Below are 20,612 nucleotides of genomic sequence, written 5' to 3' on the forward strand. Positions count from 1 at the left end.
CCCAGCGCCGGCTCATGGTCCGAGTTGACCCCCGCACACGTAGTGTCCCTGAGTGCCGACACAGGTCGCAACCGGACCGAGCAGCGCCAGGTGGGCCAGGTACTGGGTGGCCATGAACACCCGGTACGGGCGGCGCCGACGCGCCGGCGTGCCGTCCCCGACGGGCCCGCAGGTCAACCCGGTCAGCACCAGCGCCCCGGCCACGGTGAGCCAGGACGCGACCCGGACGGCCGGCCACGCGTCGTGGGCCGCGAGCAGGAAGGCGAGCGCGACGGTGAGCGCGACGGCCGCCACGGACCGGCGGGCCCACGGCACGCCCCGCGTGACGGGCAGGGTGCGTCGCCCGGCGAGCCGGTCGCCGGGCACGTCGGAGAGGTCCTTGGCGAGGGCCCCGACGGCCATCCACAGGGCCATCGCGACGCAGAAGACCCACAGGTGCGGCACCGGCCGGGCCCCGGCGCTGTCCGCCCCGGCCAGGTAGGTGAGTAGGCCGGCGATCACCACCGCGCCGGCGGTCCCGGCGACCCGGCGCTTCAACGGCGCCCGGCCCATCGAGTACCACCAGCCGAGCGCGAGCTGCCCCGCGCCGAGCAGCACCAGCGTCAAGCCGACGGTCGCGGCCACCAGCAGGCCGGCCGCCGCCAGCCCGTGTGCGGTCCGCAGGGCGACACCCCGGTCGAGCCGGCCCCGGGCGATCGGACGGCGGGAGCCGTTGGCCCGGTCCTCGGTGACGTCGGCGACGCCGTTGAGCAGGTAGACGCTCCAGGTCAGCAGCAGCCAGGCCAGCGCGCCCCGGCCGAGGGCGCCGTCGAGGTCCGCCCCGGACAACGCGCCGGCCGCCGCGCCCGCGGCGAACCGGAGCAGGAAGATCACCTGTACCACCGGCCGGGCCTCCACGAAGGACAGGCCGAGGGTCCGCCACCACCGGTCCGACGGCCGGGTCGCCGTCAGCGTGCTCATGGTCATCGTCACCAGCTCCCCTCGGTCGTCGTCGGACCGATCGTCCGGTGTGGACGACGGTGCGGTCGTCTGTCGCAGGTCACAGCGTCCGGGCGCGGTAGGTCGTAGTGCGACTGTCACCTTGGTCGTAGGGGAAGTACCCAGTTGCGAACGGTTCCCTTGTGGACTCGGGAGGTCCTTTTAGCGTCGGAGGTGTCGATGAAGGTTTCCGTCACCGCCTGAGAAGGGACACCCATGCTGCCGAACCCTCCCGCCGCCGTCACCGTTCGTTTCCTCGGTGACTTCGCGGTCACCATCGACGGCGTGCCCGTCGAACGCTGGCGCGCCGGCAAGGCGCGCAACCTCTTCCAGTTCCTCGTGCTCAACCGGGGCCACGTGGTGCCCCGGGAGCGGCTCTACGAGGTGCTCTGGCCCGACAGCGACACGGACCGGTCGACCTCGCTGAAGGTGGCCGCCCACGCGCTGCGGCAGATCCTCGGCAGCTGCCCCGGCGGCACCGGGGTCGAGATCGTCTACCAGGACGTCGGATACCTGCTGCGGTGCGCCGAGATCTGCATCGACACCGAGGAGTTCGAGGCGGCCGTCGACGCCGCGCGGGAGGCCGAGCGGACCGGCGACACCGGCGCGGCCCTGGCCGCCCACCACCGGGCGATCAGCCTCTACCAGGGCGACTTCCTCAACGGCGAGACCGCCGACTGGGTCGACGAACAGCGCCAGTGGACCCGGGCCATGGTGCTGCGGTCGCTGCACCACCTGCGCGCCGACGCCATGCTCCGCGACGATCCCCGCGCGGTGGTCACCTGGTGCCGGCGCATCCTGTCGGTCGACCCGTACCAGGAGGAGGCGTACCAGAACCTGCTGGTGGTGCACGGCATGCTCGGCGAGCTGGGTCAGGTCCGCAGCTGGTACGACCTGTGCGTGCAGCGGCTGCGCGACGGCCTCGACGTCGGCCCGACCGGGCGTACCCGGCAGATCCGTGACCTCGCCCTCACCGGGCGGCTGCGCGGGCGGCGGGCCTCGGCCCCTCGCCCGGCGTCGCCCCGCCGCCCCGCCGCCCGGGGCCTGCAGCCGCTGTCGCTGACCGCGTAACCACCGGCTAACGCCCACGGTCCATCGTCGGCGCACCGGCGCGTCGCGTGCCGGGGGAGATCCGGACGTCCCCGAGGAGAGCGAAGATGAGCGAGCAGACCATGACGACCGGGGCCGGCGCCCGGCAGCGGGTGCTGGTCACCGAGGAGCTGGCCGGGGAGGCGCTGCGCCTGCTGGCCGACGAGTTCGACGTACGTCAGGTCGACGGCGCCGACCGGGCGGCGCTGCTGGCGGCCCTGCCCGACGCCGACGCCGTCGTCATCCGCAGCGCCACCCGCGTCGACGCCGAGGCCCTCGACGCGGCGGCACGCCTGCGGGTGGTGGCCCGCGCCGGCGTCGGCGTGGACAACGTCGACGTGCCGGCGGCGACCGCCCGGGGCGTGCTGGTGGTCAACGCGCCCACCTCGAACGTCGTGTCCGCCGCCGAGCAGGCCGTCGCCCTGCTGCTCGCCGTGGCCCGGCACACCGCCACCGCCAGCGCCGCGCTCAAGCAGGGGCGCTGGCAGCGGTCCCGGTTCACGGGCGTGGAGATCGCCGGGAAGACCGTGGGCGTGATCGGCCTGGGCCGCGTCGGTGTGCTCTTCGCCCAGCGGATGGCCGCGTTCGGCACCCGGGTCGTCGCCTACGACCCGTACGCCACCTGCGAGCGGGCGGCCCGGGTCGGCGTCGCCCTCGTCGGCCTCGACCAGCTCCTGGCCACCAGCGACTTCATCTCCCTGCACCTGCCGCGCACCCCGCAGACCGTCGGGCTGATCGGCCGGGCGGAGCTGGCGCGGGTCAAGCCGGGGGTACGGATCGTCAACTGCGCCCGGGGCGGCCTGGTCGACGAGGAGGCGCTGGCCGAGGCGATCGCCGCCGGCCGGGTGGCCGGGGCCGGCGTCGACGTGTTCGCCACCGAGCCCTGCGTGGCCTCACCGCTGTTCGCCCTCGACGAGGTGGTGGTCACCCCGCACCTGGGCGCGTCCACCGCCGAAGCACAGGTCAAGGCGGGCGTCGCCGCCGCCGAGAGCGTCCGGGCGGCCCTGCGCGGCGACGACGTCCCCGACGCGGTCAACCGGCCCGGCCCGCGCCGCGCCGCCGTGCCGGCCTGAGCGGGCGGTCCGACCCGTCCCACGCCCACCGACACCGGCCGTCAGCCCGGCTCCGGCGGTGGCGGCAGCACCGCCAGGGCGAGCGTCAGGTCCAGCACGGTCTGCGGGTCGAGCAGCCGGTCGCCGTACAGCTCCCGCACCTGCGCCATCCGGTAGCGCACCGTCTGCGGGTGCACGAACAGGGCCGCCGCCACGTCGTCGCGGCGGCCCTGGTGCAGCAGCCAGGCCCGCAGCGTCTCGGCGAGCCGGTGGGCGGTGGCCGACGGCAGCGCGGCGAAGGGCTCCAGCACCTGCGCCCGCAGGTCGGCCAGGGCCTCCGGGTCCGTGCTGAGCAGCAGCCGCGCCAGGTGCCGCTCGGTGTCCAGGGGCGCGTCGGCGTCGTCGCGGGGCAGCCCGAGCAGCAGCGCGCGGGTGGCCCGCTCGTACGACCCGGCCACCCGGTGCCACGGCCGGGCCGGCCCCAGCACCGCCCGGTGGCCGCGCAGCACCCGGGCCAGCTGCCGCCGCCGGCCGCCGTGGACGTCGGGCACCAGCAGCACGGCCAGCTCCTCGGCCGGCTCCGGCCCCGGCATGTCCTCCCCGCTCTCCAGCGTGTGCGGGCTCAGCGCGGTCAGCACCGTGCGCAGGCCGCTGCGGGGCAGCAGCACGACGGTCAGCGTCTGCGGCGGGGGCCAGTCCGCCCGGGCGGCGCTGCGGCGCAGCACGTCCTCGGCCTCGCCGGCCAGCAGCTGCTGGGTGAGCCGCTCCAGGTACCGCTGCCGCGCCCGGCCCACGCTGGCCAGCTCGTCGGCGTGCCCCGCCACGCTGGCGGCGGAGAGCTCGTCGATGTAGGCGAACATCAGCTCGGCGAACTCGGCGACGGTCGTCGCCGCGAGCCCGGCGCGCACGGTGGTGGTGGAGACCTCCCGCCAGGCCACCCGCGCCCCCACCCGGTACGCCGCCAGCAGCGCGTCCATGCTGCGGCCGGAGCGGGCCTCCCCGCTGCCCAGGGCGTACGCCGCCTCCAGCGCGGGGGCCAGCGGGGTGCTCGGGTCGGCCGCAGCATGGGGACGCCCGACGAGCTGGAGGAAGGTGCCCAACGCGATGCGTACCGCGTTTTCGATCTTGGCCCGCATCTGCCCGGTGAGGGTGCCCGAGTAGGCCGGCACCTCGGCCGTGATCGCGGTGACCGTGCGCTCGGCGACCGCCGGCAGCACCCCGAGCAACCGGGCGGCCATCGGCGCGTCCAGTTCGAGGTGGGCCGCGCGGTGGCCGGTCCCGGACTCTTCCGACATGTTGTTCTCCCGGAACAAAACCGTGCGGGTCTTTCATCTTTCTTGGCCAAGATGTTATGCGATCGTGTCCGTCACCCTGGTCCTATGACCACCACCGTCCCGCGCCCGTCCGGCCGCCGCACCGTCCGGGACAGGCTGTTCCGGCTCGCCGAGACGGTCACCACCCCGCTGCTGCCCGACGACTACCTCGACATGGTCGCCCCGCTGCGCTCCGGCGCCGCCCTGCGCGGGCGGATCCTCGACGTCCGGCCGGAGACCCGGGACGCCGCGACGGTGACCATCCGGCCCGGCCGGGGCTGGCGGGGGCACACCCCCGGGCAGTACGTCCGCCTCGGCGTGGACGTCGACGGGGTCCGCCAGTGGCGGGCCTACTCCCTCACCTCCGCCCCCGGCCGCCGCGACGGGCTGATCTCGGTCACCGTGAAGGCGATCCCGGACGGCCGGGTCAGCAACCACCTGGTCCGCCGGGTCCGGCCCGGCACCCTGGTCCAGCTCGACCAGGCCCAGGGCGACTTCGTCGCGCCCGCGACCGCGCCGCGGAAGGTCCTCTTCCTCACCGCCGGCAGCGGCATCACCCCCGTCATGGGGATGCTGCGCGCCGGCGTGCCCGCCTCGGCGGACGTCGTGCTGGTGCACTCCGCGCCGACCCCCGACGACGTGATCTTCGCCGCCGAGCTGCGCGGCCTCGCCGCCCGGGGCGCGATCCGCCTCGTCGAGCGGCACACCGACACCGACGGCGTGCTCGGCGTGGCCGAGCTGGCCGACCTGGTGCCCGACCACCTCGACCGGCAGACCTGGGCGTGCGGCCCGGTCGGCCTGCTCGACGCGGTCGAGGCCCACTGGGCCGCCCACGGGGCGGCCGACCGGCTGCACACCGAGCGGTTCCGGCCCACGGTGATCTCCCCGGGCACGGGCGGCGACGTCACCTTCACCCGCGCCGGGGTCACCGTCGCCGCCGACGGTGGCACCGCCCTGCTGGACGCGGGGGAGGACGCGGGGGTGCTCATGCCGTCCGGGTGCCGGATGGGCATCTGCTTCGGCTGCGTGGTGCCGCTGCGCCAGGGCGCGGTCCGGGACCTGCGCACCGGGGAGATCACCACCGCCGTCCCCGGCGACGGCGTGCTCATCCAGACCTGCGTGTCGGCGGCGGCCGGTACCTGCGACATCGACCTCTGACAGGAGAACCGGACGTGACCGCGATCCAGAAGAAGGCCCACAACCCGATCGCCCACCTCACCGCCGCCGACATCGAGGAGCTGGGCCGGGAGCTCGACGCCATCCGCGACCGGGTGCTCGCCAGCCGCGGCGAGGCCGACGCCGCCTACATCCGCAAGGTGATCACCACCCAGCGCCGGCTGGAGCTGGGCAGCCGGGCCGTGCTGCTGTTCTCGCTGTTCCCGCCGGCCTGGGTGGTCGGCACCCTCGGCCTCGCCGTGGCCAAGATCCTGGAGAACATGGAGATCGGCCACAACGTCCTGCACGGCCAGTACGACTTCATGCGCGACCCGAAGATCCACTCGACGACCTGGGAGTGGGACCACGTCTCCCCGGCCGAGCAGTGGAAGCACTCGCACAACCAGCTGCACCACACGTACACCAACGTGCTCGGCAAGGACAACGACCTCGGGTACGGCATCATGCGCGTCGACGAGGACCAGCCGTGGCACCCGGTCCACCTCGGCCAGCCGCTGTGGAACCTGGTCAACGCCTGCTTCTTCGAGTACGGCATCGCCGCGTACGACCTGGAGCTGGGCCGCAACCTGCGCAAGGGCCGGCACAAGGCCCCCGAGTTCCGGGCCCGGGCCCGCGCGGTCGGCCGCAAGATCCGCCGCCAGTTCCTCAAGGACTACGTCATCCACCCGCTGCTGTCGGGGCCGTCGTTCCTCAGCACCCTCGCGGCCACGTTCACCGCGAACCTGATCCGCAACCTGTGGAGCCACTCGGTGATCATGTGCGGGCACTTCCCGGAGGGGGTCGAGACCTTCGAGAAGACCTCCATCGAGGGGGAGACCCGGGGCGAGTGGTACCTGCGGCAGATGCTCGGCTCGGCCAACATCAGCGGCAGCCGGCTGCTGCACATCATGACCGGCAACCTGTCGTTCCAGATCGAGCACCACCTCTTCCCGGACCTGCCGAGCTGCCGCTACTCCGAGGTCGCGCCCGAGGTGCGGGCGCTGTTCGCCAGGTACGGGCTGACGTACACCACCGGGGCGCTGCCGAAGCAGGTCGCCTCCGCGTGGTGGAAGGTCATCCGGCTCTCCCTGCCCAACCGCGCCACCGAGCCCCCCGCCGCCGTCTCCGCCCCGTCGGCCGCCGAGCCGCAGGAGCGGACGGAAGCCCTGGCGACCTCTTCGGCCTGACCGGGGGCGTCCGGAAGCCCCGGAGAGCGCTGCCGTGCTCGCCCGCAGCGGGTTCAGCGCCGCGCCGAGTGTCGGTGCTGCACCGCCTGCCGGCCCTTGACGAACGCGAACACGATGACCGCGAGCAGCGCGATCACCCCGATGATCACCAGCCAGCGGACCGCCTCGAGCAGCAGCCCCAGCAGGATGAGCGCGCCGGCGACGACGCCGACGACCCAGAGCATGGCGCGCATGTCCACCTCCCGTTGGCCGGACGGTCCCGCCGACCGGGGCGTCCGCCGGACACGCCTTTCCCGGTTCGGCCGCCGCCATGCCCGCCGCCGCCATGCCCGTGGGCCGGGCCGAGTTCGTCGGCCCGGCGTCGCTGGCCGGTGTCGGCGGCTACCGGCGGGCGACGTAGACGGTGTTGGCCGACTCCCGGCCCTGCAACGGGTTGGGGAAGCGGACGACGTGGGCCAGGGAGGTCGGGAACACCCCGGTCAGCACCTGCTGGAAGTCCCGGTCCGGAGGGTCGTTGGACCAGAGCGCGAACACCCCGTCCGGGTGCAGCAGGCCGGCGAGGCGGCGCAGGCCCTCGTCGGTGTAGAACGGGGCGTGGCTCGGGTGCAGCACGTGCCGGGGCGAGTGGTCCACGTCGAGCAGGATCGCGTCGAACCGGCGGCCGGGGGAGTCCGGGTCGAAGCCCGCCCCGTCGGCCACGGCCGCGAAGAAGTCCGCCTGGACGAACCGGGTGCGCGGGTCGTCGGCCAGGCCCGCCGCGAACGGCAGCAGGCCCTGCCGGTGCCAGCCGATGACATCCTCGATCGCCTCCACCACCAGCAGCGAGGCCACCCGGGGGTCCTCCAGGGCGGTGCGGGCCGTGTAGCCGAGGCCGAGTCCGCCGACCACGACGTCGAGCGCCGTGCCGCGCAGCGGGGCCAGCCCGAGCCGGGCCAGCTCGATCTCCGCGACGGGGAAGAGGCTGGACATCAGGAACTCGTCGTCGAGCTTGACCTCGTAGACCTCGCGGTCCAGTGCGGGGTCGTGCCGACGGCGCAGGCTGATCTCGCCGATCGGGGTCTCCCGCCAGGCCAGTTCCTCGAATCGCACGCCCACGCGGGTCCTCACTTCGGCCGGGTCCGAGCGGATGTTACCGCCCGCGCGGGCCCGGCCGCCGCAACAACCGCCATCCGGTACGGGCGCGCCGCGCCCGCGTCCGGCTGCCGGGGACCGGTCAGGACCCGGCGCGCAGCCGGGCGTCGAGCGCGTCGAGGTCGGGCAGGAACCACACGTGGTCGGCCCGGTTGGACTCGTGCACCAGGGCGCGCAGCGCCGGGCTGGCCGCCAGGTGCCCGGAGATGTCGCCGACGACGGCCAGGCGCAGCCGGTAGTTGACGAACTTCTGCATCACGTCGCCGGCGAACCGGGTGCCGAGCGAGAAGAACCCCTCGGCCAGCCGGTCCACGGGCACGGCCACCACCTGCGCGCCGAGGAAGGCCGCGCCGATCAGGTCCAGCGCGTCCTGCTCGGTGGCCACCACGGGGCCGACCGCGTCGCACACCAGCACCGGCACCCCGGCCAGCTCCCGCACCTCGTCAGGCATCTTTCGTCTCCCCGTCCTGGCGGCCGAGCAGGCCGCCGTCGGCGTCGAGCACAGCGTCGATCATGCGCAGCAGGTCGGCCGTGGCGGCGGTGCCGCCCAGGATCACGACCTTCATCCGGTTCCGTTCCTCGTCGTGGACGGTCTGCACCCGCAGCGGGTGCGCGAGGTCGTACCCGCTGTTCGCCCCGGCCAGGACGAACGTGCCGAGCCGGTCGGCCGTGGCCCGGTCGACGCCGTCGACCTGCACGATGCTCGACACCTCCACCGAGGTGCTCCGCGCCGGCGGCGTCGGCGGGTGGCCGGTGAGCGCGTCGAGGTCGGCGCGGGCGATCCGGTACTGCTTGCCGATCCGGGTGGCCCGGAGCCGGCCGGCACGGATGTAACCGCGCACGGTGCGCACGTGCAGGCCGAGGAGGTCGGCCACCTGCTCGACCGAGTACATTTCTTCCCTCATCGCTCCCTACCGTACCCCAAAAGGGTGTTGATAGGGAATGTTGGGTCGTAACCGGGGGCGGTTTCGCTCACAGGGCTGTCACGCGACGGCAACCTCTGCCGCCGTCGGGCCCCTAGCCTTGATCCATGTCGACGCGGATCGTCTTCGAGACCCATTCGTGGAGTGAGGACAACGACCGGGGAGTGGCGACCGGCTGGCTGCCGGGGCGGCTGTCCGCGCGCGGCCGGGCGTTGGCCGCCGAGCTCGGTGACCGCAGGCGCCACGACGGCCTCGCGGCCGTCTTCACCTCGGACCTGCGCCGGGCGGTAGAGACCGCCGAGGTGGCCTTCGGCGGCACCGGCATCCCGGTCCTGCACGACTGGCGGCTGCGCGAGTGCGACTACGGCGACCGCAACGGCACCTCCGCCGCGGAGCTGCACCAGGGCCGGGCCCGCCACCTCGACTCGCCCTATCCGGGTGGCGAGAGCTGGCGGCAGGCCGTGCTGCGGGCCGGGCGCTTCCTCGACGACGTCCCGCTACGGTGGTCCGGGCGTCGGATCCTGGTGATCGGGCACGTCGCCACCCGGTGGGCGCTGGACCACCTGCTCGACGGCCTCCCGCTGGAGGAGTTGATCACCGCGGACTTCGCCTGGCGCGAGGGCTGGGAGTATGACACCGACGCCCGCCACCCCGCCCGCGCCTGACCCCGCGCCCACGGGTGACCCGCCGGGCGCGAGGGCTCAGGAGAGCGCCAGGAAGAGCTTCTCCAGCTCCTCCTCGGTCATCTCCGGGTCCTCGCCCCGGTCGCGGGCGGCGTTGCAGTGCCGCATCCCGGACGCGATCAGCTTGTAGCCGGCCCGGTCGAGGGCCTTGGAGACCGCGGCGAGCTGGGTCAGCGTCGCCCGGCAGTCCTCCCCCGACTCGATCATGTCGATCACGGCGTTGAGCTGGCCCCGGGCCCGCTTCAGGCGGGTCAGGGCGTCGGCGGTCATCTCCGGTCGCAGCTTCACCTCGCGTCACCTCCGGAGAGAAGGGTACCCCGGGGGGTACGAAGCGGCCACCGTTTCGCGGCCCGCCCGGGCATCTTCCCGGGAGCCCCGCCCCCGGTGGCGGAGGGTCTCCGGGGTGTCGACGCAGCGTCTATCCTGTGCCCCGACCGACCCGTCGGAGGGGACCGCATGCCGTCGCGGCAGGACCAGCTTCACTCGTACCAGTTCACCGTGCAGCGGGCGGTCGCCGCCCTGGTGATGCGGGAAACCGACCCCGCACGGTCGCCGTTTCGGCGGCTGGCCGGGGCCGGGCTGGCCAGTGTCCTGGTCGCCGCGATCGCCCTCGGCGGCTTCGCCCTCTACGGGCTGTTCGCCGGCGGCGGCACCAAGTGGCGCGACGCCGGCGCGGTGATCGTGGAGAAGGAGTCCGGCGCCCGGTTCGTCTACCGCGAGCAGAAGCTGCACCCGGTGCTCAACTACGCCTCCGCCCTGCTGATCATCGGCGCCGAGCGGGCGAAGACCGTGCTGGTCTCCCGCCGCTCGATCGAGGGCGTGCCGCGCGGGCTGCCGCTGGGCATCCCCGACGCCCCCGACTCGCTGCCCGACCGGGCCCGGCTGTCCACCGCCGGGTGGACGGTCTGCTCGGCCGCCGGGGCCGAGCGCGCCGCCGCCGGGGCGGAACCCGCCGCCCCCCGGTCGGTCGTGCTGATCGGCACGGCGGCCACCGGCGGCCGGGCCCTGGGCGACGACGCGATCCTGCTGCAACACCCGGACGGCGGGTTGCACCTGGTCTGGCGCGCCCGCCGCTACCTGCTGCGCGACACCGGGCGGGTGCTCGCCGCGCTCGCCGCCACCCGGCAGCGGGCGGTGCCGGCCGCGCCCGCCCTGATCAACAGCATCCCGGCCGGGGCCGACCTCGCCCCGCTCGACCTGCCCGGCCTCGGCCAACCGTCGCCCCGGGTGACCGGCGCGACGGTCGGCGACGTCTTCCTCGTCCGCAACTCCGGCGGCGGCCGCCAGTACGCCGTCGCCCTCACCGGCGGCCTGGCCGGCGTCACCGAGTTGCAGGCCACCCTGCTGCTGGCCCGCACCGGCCAGGGGGAGCCGGAGGCGATGACCCTCGGCCGGTTCGCCGCCCTGCCCAAGCTGCCGGACCTGGTGCCGACCGGGCCGGCCGCCCCGCCGCCGACCCCGCCCCGGCTCGCCGCGGCGGACCCGGGGGCGCTCTGCGTCCGCGTCGGCGACGACGCGGGAGCGGGCGACGTGCGGCTGGGCGCGACCCTGCCCGACCTGGCGGACAGCCCGCAGGCGACGGGCGGGACGGCGGTCGCCGACCACGTCGTGGTCGAACCCGGGCACGGCGCCGTGGTGGAGTCGGTCGCCGCACCGGGTGCCACCGGCGGCGCGCTGAGCGTGGTCACCGATCTCGGCCGCCGGTACGTGCTGGCCGACCCCACCGTGCTCGGCATGCTCGGCTACCGCGACGTGCGCCCCGTCCGGCTGCCCGCCGGCCTGGTGAGTCTCGTGCCGGCCGGCAGCCCGCTCGACCCGGCGGCGGCCCGCTCGGCCGGCGAGTAGGGGAGGCCCCCGGGGAGGCCGGTCAGGCGGGGCGGCGCAGCACGGTGACCGCGAAGTCGGCGTCGTCGCGCCACGGCCGCAGGTCCCAGGTGGCGAAGCGGTGCTCCAGCCGGAGGCCGGCGGCGACCGCGTCGGCGTCGAAGTCGGTGAGCCGGTAGCCCCGGTCGGTGCCGAAGCCGACCACCACCGCCCCGTCGGGGCGCACGTGCGCGGCGACCCGGCCGAGCACCCGCCGCTCGGTGCCGGGGGCGACGAACGCCATCACGTTGCCGGCCAGCACGGCGGCGTCGAACGGCTCGGGCTCCCCGGCCGCCGCGAGGTCCAGCTCCGCCAGGTCGGCGACGAGCCAGCGGGGACCGGGGTGGTCGACACCGGCCGCCTCGACCAGCACCGGGTCGGCGTCGACGCCCACCACCGTGTGGCCCCGGGCGTGCAGCGCCGCGCCCACCCGGCCGGTGCCGCAGCCGGCGTCGAGGACGCGGGCGCGCGGCGGCACCATCGCGTCCAGCAGCCGGGCCTCGCCGGCCAGGTCGGCGCCCTCGGCCGCGAGCCGGCGGAACCGGTCGACGTACCACTGCGAGTGTTCGGGGCCGGTGTCGGTCACCCATCGGGTCGGGTCTGCCATCGCCCCACGCTAGCCGAGCCGACCCGTCACGCTCGCGGTCAGCCCTTCTCCGCCCCACCGGAAGGGTGCCGATTGATCAATAACAAGACATATGCCGATTTTTAGCTCTATACTGAAGCCTGGTGCTACCGGGATGCGTGCTGAGGTGCCCATGACCATTCCGCCGACCCTTCCGCTGGCCTGCCAGGAGCAGCTGCTCCCCGGCGACGACCTGATCCGCAAGCACGCCCTCGCCGCCGCGCTCGGCTTCGCCGGCATCGAGCTGCGCGGCCGGGGCGAGCTGGCCCTCGCCCGCCGGCTGCCGGAGCTGCGCCGCGCCCGCGCCGCCGGGGTGGTCATGCCGACCGTCCGCGTCGAGCCGGGCCCCCTCATCGGCGACGTCGACCCCGAGCGCTCCGCCGACGCGGTACGCGACCTGCGCTCCCAGCTCTCCGTCGTCGCCGAGCTGGGCGGCGTCGGGGTGACGACCCCCGCCGCCCGGGCGACGCCCGCCCGCCGGCTGCCGCCGTTCCAGCCGCCCCGCCCGCCGGCCGGCGACCGCCAGGCCCTCCTGGACGCCCTCGGCACCCTGGGCGAACACGCCCGCGCCGAGGGTGTCACCCTGTTCCTCGCACCGCTCAACCGGTACGAGGACCACCTGGTCAACCGGCTCGACGAGGCGGTGGCGCTCTGCGCGGCCGTCGGCCTGCCCTCGGTGCGGGTCGCCGCCGACACGTTCCACATGAACATCGAGGAGGACGACGTGCACGCCGCCCTGCGGGCCGCCGCCCCCTACCTCGGGCACGTGCAGGTCAGCGACACCAACCGGCACCAGCCCGGCGCCGGCCACCTCGACTGGCCGGAGCTCGTGCGCACCCTGCGCGACCTCGGCTACCCGGGCTGGCTGGCGCTGGGGTGCCGGCTGCGCGGCGAGCCGGTGCAGGCGCTGCACCAAGCGGTCACCGTGCTGCGGCACGCCGAGCCCCGGCGGATGGCCGCGTGAGCACGGGCACCGCCGCCGAAGGCGGCGCACCGGCCCGAGCCCGGGAGGCGGGGGCGCTGTGGCGGCTGGCGGCGGCCACCCTCGACGGCAACTGGGAGCACGACCACACCGTCCCGTCGCGCACCCTCTACCCGCACCAGTGGAGCTGGGACTCGGCGTTCGTCGCCGTGGGCCTGGCCCACGTGCGCCCCGACCGGGCCTGGCGGGAGCTGCGCACCCTGTTCGCCGCCCAGTGGGCCGACGGGCGGGTGCCGCACATCGTGTTCAACCCCGCCCTGCGCGCCGGGTCGTATTTCCCGGGGCCCGAGTTCTGGGATTCCGCGCGGGCGCCCGGCGCGCCCGACGTGGCCACCTCCGGCATCGTCCAGCCGCCCGTGCACGCCCTCGCCGCGTGGCTGGTGCACCGCCGGGCGCCGTCGGAGCGCAGCCGGGCCGAGCTGGCCTGGCTCTACCCCCGGCTGGTCGCCTGGCAGCGCTACCTCACCGACCGGCGCGACGTCGGCGGGGCCGGGCTCGCCAGCATCGTGCACCCGTGGGAGTCCGGGCTGGACAACAGCCCCGCCTGGGACCCGCCGCTGGCCGCGGTGCCCGCCGACGCGGCGGTCATGCGGGCGTACCGGCGGCACGACACCGCGCACGCCGACGCCGCGCACCGCCCCACCGACCTGGACTACGCGCGCTACGTCGCGCTGGTCGACGCCTACCGGGCCGGCGGATACCGCGACGACGGGCTGGACGGGCGGCACCCGTTCCTGGTGGAGTGCCCGCTGCTGAACACGGCGCTGGGGCTCGCCGAGCACGCGCTCGCCGCGATCGCCCGCGAGACCGGGGCCGACCCGGGCCCGCACCGCGAGCGCGCGGTCCGCATCACCGCCGCCCTGGTGGACCGGCTGTACGACCCGGTCGGCGGCACCTTCCACCCCCGGGACCTGCGCACCGGCCGGCTCGTCCCGGCCCGCACCGCGCTGGGCCTCATGCCCCTGGCGCTGCCCGGCCTGCCCGCCCGGCCGGTCGCGGCGCTGCTCGCCGAGGCCTGCTCGCCCCGGTTCGGGCTGGCGGCCCGGATGGACCGGCCGCTGCCCAGCCACGACCGCACCGCGCCCGACTTCGAGCCGCTGCGCTACTGGCGGGGCCCGAGCTGGCAGAACCTCAACTGGCTGCTGTGGCGGGGGCTGCGCGCCCACCACCGGTTCGACCTGGCCGCCGGGCTGCGCGACTCGATGATCGACCTCGTCGCGACCGCCGGCTGCCACGAGTACTTCCACCCCGACACCGGGGCCGGGCTCGGCTCGCCCGCGTTCGGCTGGACCGCCGCGCTGCTGCTCGACGTCCTCGCCGAAACCTGAGCGGCGGCCCACGGGCGGGCCGGCCGGCCGCCGGAGCTCAGGCCACGCCCGCCGGGGTTCCGCCGCCCACCCGCAGCGCGGACAGCGGGATGTCGTCGACGGCGTACCCGAGCGCGTCGACCACCTCGACGACCCCGCTGACCTGCGCGGCCAGCCGCAGCGCCAGGCGCACCGTGGACCGGCGTTCGAGCTGGCCGGTGAGGGTGACCACGCCCTCGTGCACGGTGACGTCGACGACGTCGTCGCGGACGCCCAGCGTCCGGCGCAGCACCTCGCCCACCACGTCGGCGCGGATGTCGCCGTCGGGGCGCAGGTGCACCCGGAGCAGGTCGCCACGGGTCACGATGCCCACCAACCGGCCCAGGTCGTCGACCACCGGCAGCCGCTTGACGTGCCGCTGGGTCATGAGCCGCGCCGCCTCCACGCAGGACGCGTCCGGCCCGACGGTGACCGCCGGGGCGCTCATCAGGTCGGCGGCGAGCGTCGCCCCGGCCTTGACCTGCGCCTCGCGGTGCCGGCGGCCGACGAACACCCGCCGCTCGTGCGGCTGCCCGAGCAGCTCCACCTTGTGCAGCAGGTCCGCCTCGGAGACCACCCCGAGGACCCGCCGCGCGCCGTCCACCACCGGCGCCGCGGTGACGCGCCAGCCGGTGAGCACGTCGACGATCTCGCGGTACGCCGTGCCCTCCCGTACCGCCGCGACGTCCGTCGTCATCACGTCCCGCACCTGCCACGCCCGCATGGCGACCTCCCTCGTTCCACCCCGACCGTAGGAGCGGGCGGGTGGTGGCGGGCAGGGCCGGCCGGCCCGGCGAACGCGGGGACCTCCTGCCCGTACCCCACGGGCCGGAGGTCCCGGCGGGTGGACCTCAGCGGGCGGGGGACAGCTCGCGCAGCAGCGCCTCCACCCGGGAACGGATCTCGTCGCGGATGGGCCGCACGGCCTCGACCCCCTGCCCGGCCGGGTCGTCGAGCTTCCAGTCCTCGTAGCGCTTGCCGGGGAAGACGGGGCAGGCGTCGCCGCAGCCCATGGTGACGATCACGTCGGAGGACTCGGCGGTGGCGTACTCCAGCAGCTTGGGCCGCTGGTCGGTGATGTCGATGCCCACCTCGGCCATGGCCTCGACGGCGGCCGGGTTGACCGTGTCGGCGGGGGCGGAGCCGGCGGAGCGGACCTCGACGGCGTCGCCCGCGAGGTGGCGCAGCCAGCCGGCGGCCATCTGGGAGCGGCCCGCGTTGTGCACGCAGACGAACAGGACGCTGGGCTTGTCGGCCACGGTGGTTTCCTCCGAGGTGGTGGGGTCAGTGGGTGAAGTGCCGGCGCAGCCACAGCGAGACGTAGACCAGGCCGACGAGGACGGGCACCTCGATCAGCGGGCCGACGACCCCGGCGAGGGCCTGGCCGGAGGCGACGCCGAAGGTGCCGATGGCCACGGCGATGGCCAGCTCGAAGTTGTTGCCGGCGGCGGTGAAGGCGAGGGTGGTGGTGCGCGCGTAGCCGAGGCCGATCGCCCGGCCGAGCAGGTACGCCCCGGCCCACATGAGCGCGAAGTAGACCAGCAACGGCACCGCGATGCGGGCCACGTCGAGCGGCCGGCCGGTGATCGCGTCGCCCTGCAACGCGAAGAGCACGACGATGGTGAACAGCAGCCCGTACAGGGCGGCGGGGCCGATCCGGGGCAGCAGCCGCGACTCGTACCACTCGCGGCCCCGGGCGCGTTCGCCGAGGCGGCGGGTGAGCCAGCCGGCGAGCAGCGGCACGCCGAGGAAGATGAGCACATTGCGGGCGATGTCCCAGCCCGAGACCGCAAGCTCCGCACCGGACAGGCCGAGCCAGCCGGGGAGCACGGCCAGGTAGAACCAGCCGAGCAGCCCGAAGGCGAGCACCTGGAACACCGAGTTCAGGGCGACCAGCACGGCGGCGGCCTCCCGGTCGCCGCAGGCGAGGTCGTTCCAGATGATCACCATGGCGATGCAGCGGGCCAGGCCGACGATGATCAGCCCGGTGCGGTAGGCGGGCTGATCGGCCAGGAAGATCCAGGCGAGGGCGAACATCAGCGCGGGGCCGACGATCCAGTTGAGCGCCAGCGAGGAGACGAGGAGCCGGCGGTTGCCGGTGACCGTGTCGAGGCGGTCGTAGCGGACCTTGGCCAGCACCGGATACATCATGACCAGCAGGCCGAGGGCGATCGGCAGCGAGATGCCGCCGAGCTGCACCGCGTCGAGCGCCCGGTCCAGGCCGGGGACGGCCCGGCCCAGCAGCAGGCCGGCGGCCATGGCCAGACCGATCCAGACGGGCAGGAACCGGTCGAGGCGGGACAGCCGGGCGACCACCGCGGTCTCGGCGGCGTCGGCGTGGGTGGTGCTCACGCGCACTCCCGGGAGGTGCCGGTGGCCGGGGCGGCCCCGCCGGTGCCGGCGGCCGGCTCGACGGTGAGCAGCGCCGCGAGCTGGCCCAGCAGCGCCGGCCGGGCCCGGTACCAGACCCAGGTGCCGCGCCGCTCGGCGTCGACCAGGCCCGCCTCGCGCAGCACCCGCAGGTGGTGGGAGATCGTCGGCCCGGTCAGGTCGAAGGCGGGGGTGAGGTCGCACACGCAGATCTCGCCGCCCTCGGCGGAGGCGATCATCGACAGCAGTTGCAGCCGCACCGGGTCGCCCAGCGCCTTGAACGCCGGGGCGAGCGCCGCCGCCGCCTCGGTCGGCACCCGACGCTGCATGAGGGGCGCACAGCAGGGGCTGGCGATGCGGTCCGGCGCTTGTTTCGACATCGCTCTAGGTTGACAGATGTCTAATCAGCGTGCAAGCCTCTGCTTCGACGGATGTCGAGACAGGGAGGCTGCATTGCTGATCCGCGCCATGGTCGCCGCCGACGCCGCACCGGTCCTCGCCATCTACCAGGCCGGCCTCGACGGCGGCGACGCCAGCTTCGAGACCGTCGCCCCCACCTGGGAAGCGTTCGACGCGTCCCGGCTGGCCGCCCACCGCCTCGTCGCCGTCGACGACGCCGACACCGTGCTCGGCTGGGTCGCGGTGTCGCCCACCTCGACCCGCCCCGTCTACGCGGGCGTCGTCGAGCACTCCGTCTACGTCGACCCGGCGGCCCGGGGCAGAGGTGTCGCCCGGCTCCTGCTCGACGCGTTGATCACCGGCACCGAGGCCGCCGGGATCTGGACCATCCAGTCCGGGATCTTCCCGGAGAACGCCGCCAGCCTCGCCCTGCACGCGCGGGCCGGCTTCCGGACCGTCGGCGTACGGGAGCGGGTCGGCCGGCACCACGGCCGCTGGCGCGACGTGGTGCTGCTGGAACGCCGCAGCACCGTCGTCGGCTGACCGCCACATCCCGCTGATCCGACCCACCTGGAGGAAACCCGTGACCGTCCTCGACGACCTGCCCGTCGTGGTGATCGGCGCCGGCCCCGTCGGCCTCGCCGCCGCCGCGCACCTGCACGAGCGCGGCCTGCCCTGCACCGTCCTGGAGGCGGGGGAGAGCGTCGGCGCGGCCGTGCGCCGGTGGGGGCACGTGCGCGCCTTCTCGCCCTGGCGCTACGACATCGACGACGCCGCCCGCCGCCTGCTCGCCGACAGCGGCTGGGCGGCACCGGACCCCGACGCGCTGCCCACCGGCGACGAGCTGGTCGACGCGTACCTGCGGCCCCTCGCGGAGCTGCCGCAGATCGCGCCGAAGGTGCGGCTGAGCGCCCGGGTGGTGGCGATCAGCCGGCTCGGCCTCGACCGGTTGCGCACCGCCGGCCGCGAGCAGGCCCCGTTCCTCGTCCGGCTCGCCGACGGCGAGGAGCTGCTGGCCCGCGCGGTGATCGACGCCTCCGGCACCTGGGACACCCCGAACGTGCTCGGGGCCTCCGGCCTGCCGGCCCGGGGCGAGGCGAGCGCCGGGGCGTACCTGGACCATGCGTTGCCGGACGTGCTCGGCGCGCACCGCGACCGGTTCGCCGGCCGGCACACCCTCGTCGTCGGCGCCGGCCACTCCGCCGCCAACACGCTGCTCTCCCTCGCCGAGCTGGCCGCCGACGCGCCCGGCACGGAGGTGACCTGGGCGATCCGCGCGGCCTCGCCGACCCGCGCCTACGGCGGCGGCGACGCCGACGCGCTGCCCGCCCGGGGCGCCCTCGGCTCCCGGCTACGCGCCCACGTCGAGGCGGGCCGGATCCGGCTGCTCACCGGCTTCTCCGTGCACGCCCTCGACCCGGCCGGCGACCGCGTCACCGTCACCGTGCGCCGCCCCGACGGCGGGCAGGAGTCGGTGACCGTCGACCGGATCGTCGCCGCCACCGGCTTCCGCCCCGACCACGGCATCGCCGCCGAGCTGCGCCTCGACCTCGACCCGGTGCTCGGCGCGACCCGGGCCCTGGCCCCGCTGATCGACCCCAACGAGCACTCCTGCGGCACCGTCCCGCCGCACGGCGTCGACGAGCTGAGCCACCCCGAGCCCGGCTACTACGCGGTCGGCATGAAGAGCTACGGGCGCGCGCCGACGTTCCTCATGGCCACCGGCTACGAGCAGGTCCGCTCGGTCGTCGCCGCCCTCGCCGGTGACTGGGCGGCGGCCCGCGACGTACGGCTGGAACTGCCCGAGACCGGGGTGTGCAGCAGCGACCCGGCCGACTCCGTCGACGGGGAGAACTGCTGCGGCCCCGCCCCGCAGCCGGCCGCCCGGGGCCTGGCCACCGGCCTGTCCGGCGGGCTGCTCGCCGCGCTGCCACCGGCCACCGTGGACTCCGGCGCGGGCGGGTGCTGCGCCGGCTGACCCGGCCGCTGTTGGCCGCCACCTCGATCTGGGGGCGGCCGGGGCGCGGCGGCACCGCGCCCCGGCCGCGGTCACATCACGTAGCTCAGGCTGACCCAGAAGACGAGGGCGGACGCGGCCAGCAGCCCGCCGAGCGTGGTGCCCGTCAGGATCACCGCCTGGCTGATCCGCAGCCGGTCCCGGGCCAGGAGGTAGACGCCGACGGCGACGACGAAGGCGATCACCGCGAGGTAGACCACGAACAGGAAGCCCGCGGCGACGAAGGCCCCCGCCCCGGACGCGGCCAGCGCGGCCCGTCGCCGGCCGAGGTCGCGCCGGAACGCCAGGTAGGCGACCAGGCCGGCGAGGAACGCGACGAGCCCCACCGTGGCGGGCAGGGCGACCGTCGCGAGGTACAGCATGAGGAGGAAGCTCGCGGCGACGCCGCCGGCCGCCCCGACGGCGGCCAGGCCGGCACGCCGCCGGTCGGCGTCCCGACGGGCCACCAGGTAGCCGACGCCGCCGGCGAAGACCGCCGTGCCGCCGATGAGGATCGCAAGGGACGAGTCCACGGTTCCTCTTCCGAGCCTGAGAACGGGCGATGGCCGTACCCGATGGATCGTAGGGTGTCGGGTCATCCGGGCCGCGGTGACCGGCCGGCGTGCCCCGGCAGCGGCCCCCGGCTCAGGGGATCGGCGCGACGGGGCGCACCGGCGTCTCCCCGATCAGGCCGCCGTCGTGCACGGTCTCCGCCAGCTCCCGCTCCCGGTAGGCGGTGGCGAGGACGATCCAGCTCAGGAAGCTGCCGTAGCCCCCGCAGAGCGCCGCGCCGCCGTCGCCGCCGCACAGGACCGCCGGGTCGGCGGTGAACTCGGCGCGGTACGGGTCGTCGCCGATGAACAGCCCGAACAGGTTCGGCTCCTGGATGAGCGGCACCGTGCCGTAGGGCAGGCCCTCGGGATACCCGTCGCCCCACCGGAACAGGGTGGTGGCCCCGGCCCCGCAGGCGTACTCCCACTCGTCGGGAGTCGGCGGTCGCAGGCCGAGGCGGTCGAGCCCGCCCATCAGCCACGCGTGACCGTCGTCCTCGTCGCCGTCCTCGGGGCCGTCCTCGCCCTCGGAATCGTCATCGTCATCGTCGTCGGCGGGCAGCAGCGCGTCGGCCTCCACGGAGCGGACCGCGACGAGACGGGCCGGCAGGGACACGCGACGCGGCGGCGAGGTCACCTCGGCCAGGAAGCGGTCGAGCGGCTCGGTGAGGGCCCACTCCGTGCTGGCCTGGGCGAAGTCGGCGCGCAGCCGGGCGTCGGGAACGAAGCGGTCGGGGTCGTGGCCGAGCTGTGCGGTGCCGCCCGGCACGAGGGCGAAGCTGGCCCCGTCCCGGTCGAAGAAGGCGACCCGGCCGCTTCGGCCGGCGTACGCGTGCGGCCCGACGCTGGTCAGGCGCGTTCCGGTGCTCCGCGCGATGGCGGCGGCGGTGCGGGCCGCGGCATCGTCGGACAGACTCGACCAGGCGGACAACGTGAGATCGGCATGCGACACGGGGGCATTATGTCTGC

General features: G+C 75.4%; 23 protein-coding genes and 1 pseudogene. 10 read left to right on the forward strand and 14 right to left on the reverse strand.

Annotated features, from left to right (window positions below):
• Nucleotides 1–12: 12 nt before the first annotated feature.
• Nucleotides 13–966, reverse strand: coding sequence for a UbiA family prenyltransferase (locus TK50_RS28435; RefSeq protein ID WP_043968555.1), 954 nt, complete (start codon nucleotides 964–966; stop codon nucleotides 13–15).
• Nucleotides 967–1,194: 228 nt separating this feature from the next.
• Between TK50_RS28435 and TK50_RS28440 the strand changes: the two genes are divergently transcribed.
• Nucleotides 1,195–2,049: an AfsR/SARP family transcriptional regulator gene (locus tag TK50_RS28440; RefSeq protein WP_052503984.1), complete on the forward strand. Its 855-nt coding sequence runs from the start codon at nucleotides 1,195–1,197 to the stop codon at nucleotides 2,047–2,049.
• Nucleotides 2,050–2,150: 101 nt separating this feature from the next.
• Nucleotides 2,151–3,104 (forward strand): annotated as a pseudogene (locus TK50_RS28445) (hydroxyacid dehydrogenase); the annotation flags it as partial.
• A 77-nt stretch (nucleotides 3,105–3,181) separates the two neighbouring features.
• Here TK50_RS28445 and TK50_RS28450 read toward each other — a convergent pair.
• Complete coding sequence (locus TK50_RS28450; protein ID WP_043968557.1) at nucleotides 3,182–4,414, reverse strand: PucR family transcriptional regulator; 1,233 nt, start codon at nucleotides 4,412–4,414, stop codon at nucleotides 3,182–3,184.
• A gap of 84 nt (nucleotides 4,415–4,498) precedes the next feature.
• Between TK50_RS28450 and TK50_RS28455 the strand changes: the two genes are divergently transcribed.
• A complete protein-coding gene (locus TK50_RS28455; protein ID WP_043968561.1) occupies nucleotides 4,499–5,590 on the forward strand; it encodes a ferredoxin reductase in 1,092 nt (363 codons plus the stop codon).
• 14 nt (nucleotides 5,591–5,604) lie between these two features.
• Nucleotides 5,605–6,774, forward strand: coding sequence for a fatty acid desaturase family protein (locus tag TK50_RS28460; protein WP_043968562.1), 1,170 nt, complete (start codon nucleotides 5,605–5,607; stop codon nucleotides 6,772–6,774).
• A 53-nt stretch (nucleotides 6,775–6,827) separates the two neighbouring features.
• Here TK50_RS28460 and TK50_RS28465 read toward each other — a convergent pair whose 3' ends face one another.
• From TK50_RS28465 to TK50_RS28480, 4 genes are all read right to left on the reverse strand, one after another.
• Nucleotides 6,828–7,007 carry a hypothetical protein gene (locus TK50_RS28465; RefSeq protein ID WP_043969511.1) on the reverse strand — a complete coding sequence of 60 codons (180 nt, stop codon included), beginning with the start codon at nucleotides 7,005–7,007 and terminating at the stop codon, nucleotides 6,828–6,830.
• Between the two features lie 148 nt (nucleotides 7,008–7,155).
• Complete coding sequence (locus TK50_RS28470) at nucleotides 7,156–7,863, reverse strand: polyamine aminopropyltransferase (RefSeq protein ID WP_229406038.1); 708 nt, start codon at nucleotides 7,861–7,863, stop codon at nucleotides 7,156–7,158.
• Between the two features lie 124 nt (nucleotides 7,864–7,987).
• A complete protein-coding gene (locus TK50_RS28475; RefSeq protein ID WP_043968564.1) occupies nucleotides 7,988–8,356 on the reverse strand; it encodes a DUF4180 domain-containing protein in 369 nt (122 codons plus the stop codon).
• Nucleotides 8,349–8,810, reverse strand: a complete 462-nt coding sequence (locus TK50_RS28480) for a helix-turn-helix domain-containing protein (protein WP_229406039.1) — start codon at nucleotides 8,808–8,810, stop codon at nucleotides 8,349–8,351. The genes TK50_RS28475 and TK50_RS28480 overlap by 8 nt, the downstream gene beginning before the upstream one ends.
• A gap of 125 nt (nucleotides 8,811–8,935) precedes the next feature.
• Between TK50_RS28480 and TK50_RS28485 the strand changes: the two genes are divergently transcribed.
• Entirely contained in the window at nucleotides 8,936–9,493 is a 558-nt protein-coding gene (locus TK50_RS28485) for a histidine phosphatase family protein (RefSeq protein ID WP_043968567.1), read from the forward strand.
• Nucleotides 9,494–9,529: 36 nt separating this feature from the next.
• On the opposite strand, the gene TK50_RS28490 is transcribed toward TK50_RS28485, so the two are convergent.
• Nucleotides 9,530–9,799: a metal-sensitive transcriptional regulator gene (locus TK50_RS28490; RefSeq protein ID WP_043968569.1), complete on the reverse strand. Its 270-nt coding sequence runs from the start codon at nucleotides 9,797–9,799 to the stop codon at nucleotides 9,530–9,532.
• Between the two features lie 168 nt (nucleotides 9,800–9,967).
• On the opposite strand from TK50_RS28490, the gene eccB reads away from it, so the two are divergent.
• A complete protein-coding gene (eccB, locus tag TK50_RS28495; RefSeq protein ID WP_043968572.1) occupies nucleotides 9,968–11,356 on the forward strand; it encodes a type VII secretion protein EccB in 1,389 nt (462 codons plus the stop codon).
• A 22-nt stretch (nucleotides 11,357–11,378) separates the two neighbouring features.
• Here the strand turns inward: eccB and TK50_RS28500 are convergent, their stop codons facing one another.
• Nucleotides 11,379–11,981 carry a class I SAM-dependent methyltransferase gene (locus tag TK50_RS28500; protein WP_043968573.1) on the reverse strand — a complete coding sequence of 201 codons (603 nt, stop codon included), beginning with the start codon at nucleotides 11,979–11,981 and terminating at the stop codon, nucleotides 11,379–11,381.
• 151 nt (nucleotides 11,982–12,132) lie between these two features.
• On the opposite strand from TK50_RS28500, the gene TK50_RS28505 reads away from it, so the two are divergent.
• Complete coding sequence (locus TK50_RS28505; RefSeq protein WP_043968574.1) at nucleotides 12,133–12,963, forward strand: sugar phosphate isomerase/epimerase family protein; 831 nt, start codon at nucleotides 12,133–12,135, stop codon at nucleotides 12,961–12,963.
• Nucleotides 12,960–14,309: an MGH1-like glycoside hydrolase domain-containing protein gene (locus TK50_RS28510; RefSeq protein ID WP_043968577.1), complete on the forward strand. Its 1,350-nt coding sequence runs from the start codon at nucleotides 12,960–12,962 to the stop codon at nucleotides 14,307–14,309. The genes TK50_RS28505 and TK50_RS28510 overlap by 4 nt, the downstream gene beginning before the upstream one ends.
• 37 nt (nucleotides 14,310–14,346) lie before the next feature.
• Here TK50_RS28510 and TK50_RS28515 read toward each other — a convergent pair whose 3' ends face one another.
• The 4 genes from TK50_RS28515 to TK50_RS28530 all read right to left on the reverse strand — a co-directional run bounded on the left by TK50_RS28515 (nucleotide 14,347) and on the right by TK50_RS28530 (nucleotide 17,077).
• A complete protein-coding gene (locus TK50_RS28515; protein ID WP_043968579.1) occupies nucleotides 14,347–15,051 on the reverse strand; it encodes a CBS domain-containing protein in 705 nt (234 codons plus the stop codon).
• Nucleotides 15,052–15,178: 127 nt separating this feature from the next.
• Nucleotides 15,179–15,586: an arsenate reductase ArsC gene (locus TK50_RS28520; RefSeq protein WP_043968581.1), complete on the reverse strand. Its 408-nt coding sequence runs from the start codon at nucleotides 15,584–15,586 to the stop codon at nucleotides 15,179–15,181.
• 25 nt (nucleotides 15,587–15,611) lie between these two features.
• Nucleotides 15,612–16,679, reverse strand: coding sequence for an ACR3 family arsenite efflux transporter (gene arsB / locus TK50_RS28525; RefSeq protein WP_043968583.1), 1,068 nt, complete (start codon nucleotides 16,677–16,679; stop codon nucleotides 15,612–15,614).
• Nucleotides 16,676–17,077 carry an ArsR/SmtB family transcription factor gene (locus TK50_RS28530; protein ID WP_043968585.1) on the reverse strand — a complete coding sequence of 134 codons (402 nt, stop codon included), beginning with the start codon at nucleotides 17,075–17,077 and terminating at the stop codon, nucleotides 16,676–16,678. The genes arsB and TK50_RS28530 overlap by 4 nt, the downstream gene beginning before the upstream one ends.
• 88 nt (nucleotides 17,078–17,165) lie before the next feature.
• On the opposite strand from TK50_RS28530, the gene TK50_RS28535 reads away from it, so the two are divergent.
• Nucleotides 17,166–17,639: a GNAT family N-acetyltransferase gene (locus TK50_RS28535; protein ID WP_043968587.1), complete on the forward strand. Its 474-nt coding sequence runs from the start codon at nucleotides 17,166–17,168 to the stop codon at nucleotides 17,637–17,639.
• 40 nt (nucleotides 17,640–17,679) lie between these two features.
• Nucleotides 17,680–19,074, forward strand: a complete 1,395-nt coding sequence (locus TK50_RS28540) for an FAD-dependent oxidoreductase (protein WP_043968588.1) — start codon at nucleotides 17,680–17,682, stop codon at nucleotides 19,072–19,074.
• A 71-nt stretch (nucleotides 19,075–19,145) separates the two neighbouring features.
• On the opposite strand, the gene TK50_RS28545 is transcribed toward TK50_RS28540, so the two are convergent.
• Complete coding sequence (locus TK50_RS28545) at nucleotides 19,146–19,625, reverse strand: hypothetical protein (protein ID WP_043968590.1); 480 nt, start codon at nucleotides 19,623–19,625, stop codon at nucleotides 19,146–19,148.
• A 112-nt stretch (nucleotides 19,626–19,737) separates the two neighbouring features.
• The gene (locus TK50_RS28550; protein WP_043968593.1) at nucleotides 19,738–20,595 is read right to left on the reverse strand and encodes a hypothetical protein; all 858 of its coding nucleotides are present in this window, start codon (nucleotides 20,593–20,595) and stop codon (nucleotides 19,738–19,740) included.
• Nucleotides 20,596–20,612: the final 17 nt, after the last annotated feature.

This window comes from Micromonospora haikouensis, from assembly GCF_000876225.1.
Lineage (GTDB): Bacteria > Actinomycetota > Actinomycetes > Mycobacteriales > Micromonosporaceae > Micromonospora > Micromonospora haikouensis.

What these genes read in the sequence shown, in the direction of transcription:
- TK50_RS28435 (WP_043968555.1), bottom strand. Translation starts at nt 966, where the DNA reads ATGACCATGAGCACGCTGACGGCGACCCGGCCGTCGGACCGGTGGTGG.
- TK50_RS28440 (WP_052503984.1), top strand. Translation starts at nt 1,195, where the DNA reads ATGCTGCCGAACCCTCCCGCCGCCGTCACCGTTCGTTTCCTCGGTGAC.
- TK50_RS28450 (WP_043968557.1), bottom strand. Translation starts at nt 4,414, where the DNA reads ATGTCGGAAGAGTCCGGGACCGGCCACCGCGCGGCCCACCTCGAACTG.
- TK50_RS28455 (WP_043968561.1), top strand. Translation starts at nt 4,499, where the DNA reads ATGACCACCACCGTCCCGCGCCCGTCCGGCCGCCGCACCGTCCGGGAC.
- TK50_RS28465 (WP_043969511.1), bottom strand. Translation starts at nt 7,007, where the DNA reads ATGCGCGCCATGCTCTGGGTCGTCGGCGTCGTCGCCGGCGCGCTCATC.
- TK50_RS28475 (WP_043968564.1), bottom strand. Translation starts at nt 8,356, where the DNA reads ATGCCTGACGAGGTGCGGGAGCTGGCCGGGGTGCCGGTGCTGGTGTGC.
- TK50_RS28480 (WP_229406039.1), bottom strand. Translation starts at nt 8,810, where the DNA reads ATGAGGGAAGAAATGTACTCGGTCGAGCAGGTGGCCGACCTCCTCGGC.
- TK50_RS28485 (WP_043968567.1), top strand. Translation starts at nt 8,936, where the DNA reads ATGTCGACGCGGATCGTCTTCGAGACCCATTCGTGGAGTGAGGACAAC.
- eccB (WP_043968572.1), top strand. Translation starts at nt 9,968, where the DNA reads ATGCCGTCGCGGCAGGACCAGCTTCACTCGTACCAGTTCACCGTGCAG.
- TK50_RS28500 (WP_043968573.1), bottom strand. Translation starts at nt 11,981, where the DNA reads ATGGCAGACCCGACCCGATGGGTGACCGACACCGGCCCCGAACACTCG.
- TK50_RS28505 (WP_043968574.1), top strand. Translation starts at nt 12,133, where the DNA reads ATGACCATTCCGCCGACCCTTCCGCTGGCCTGCCAGGAGCAGCTGCTC.
- TK50_RS28515 (WP_043968579.1), bottom strand. Translation starts at nt 15,051, where the DNA reads ATGCGGGCGTGGCAGGTGCGGGACGTGATGACGACGGACGTCGCGGCG.
- TK50_RS28530 (WP_043968585.1), bottom strand. Translation starts at nt 17,077, where the DNA reads ATGTCGAAACAAGCGCCGGACCGCATCGCCAGCCCCTGCTGTGCGCCC.
- TK50_RS28535 (WP_043968587.1), top strand. Translation starts at nt 17,166, where the DNA reads ATGGTCGCCGCCGACGCCGCACCGGTCCTCGCCATCTACCAGGCCGGC.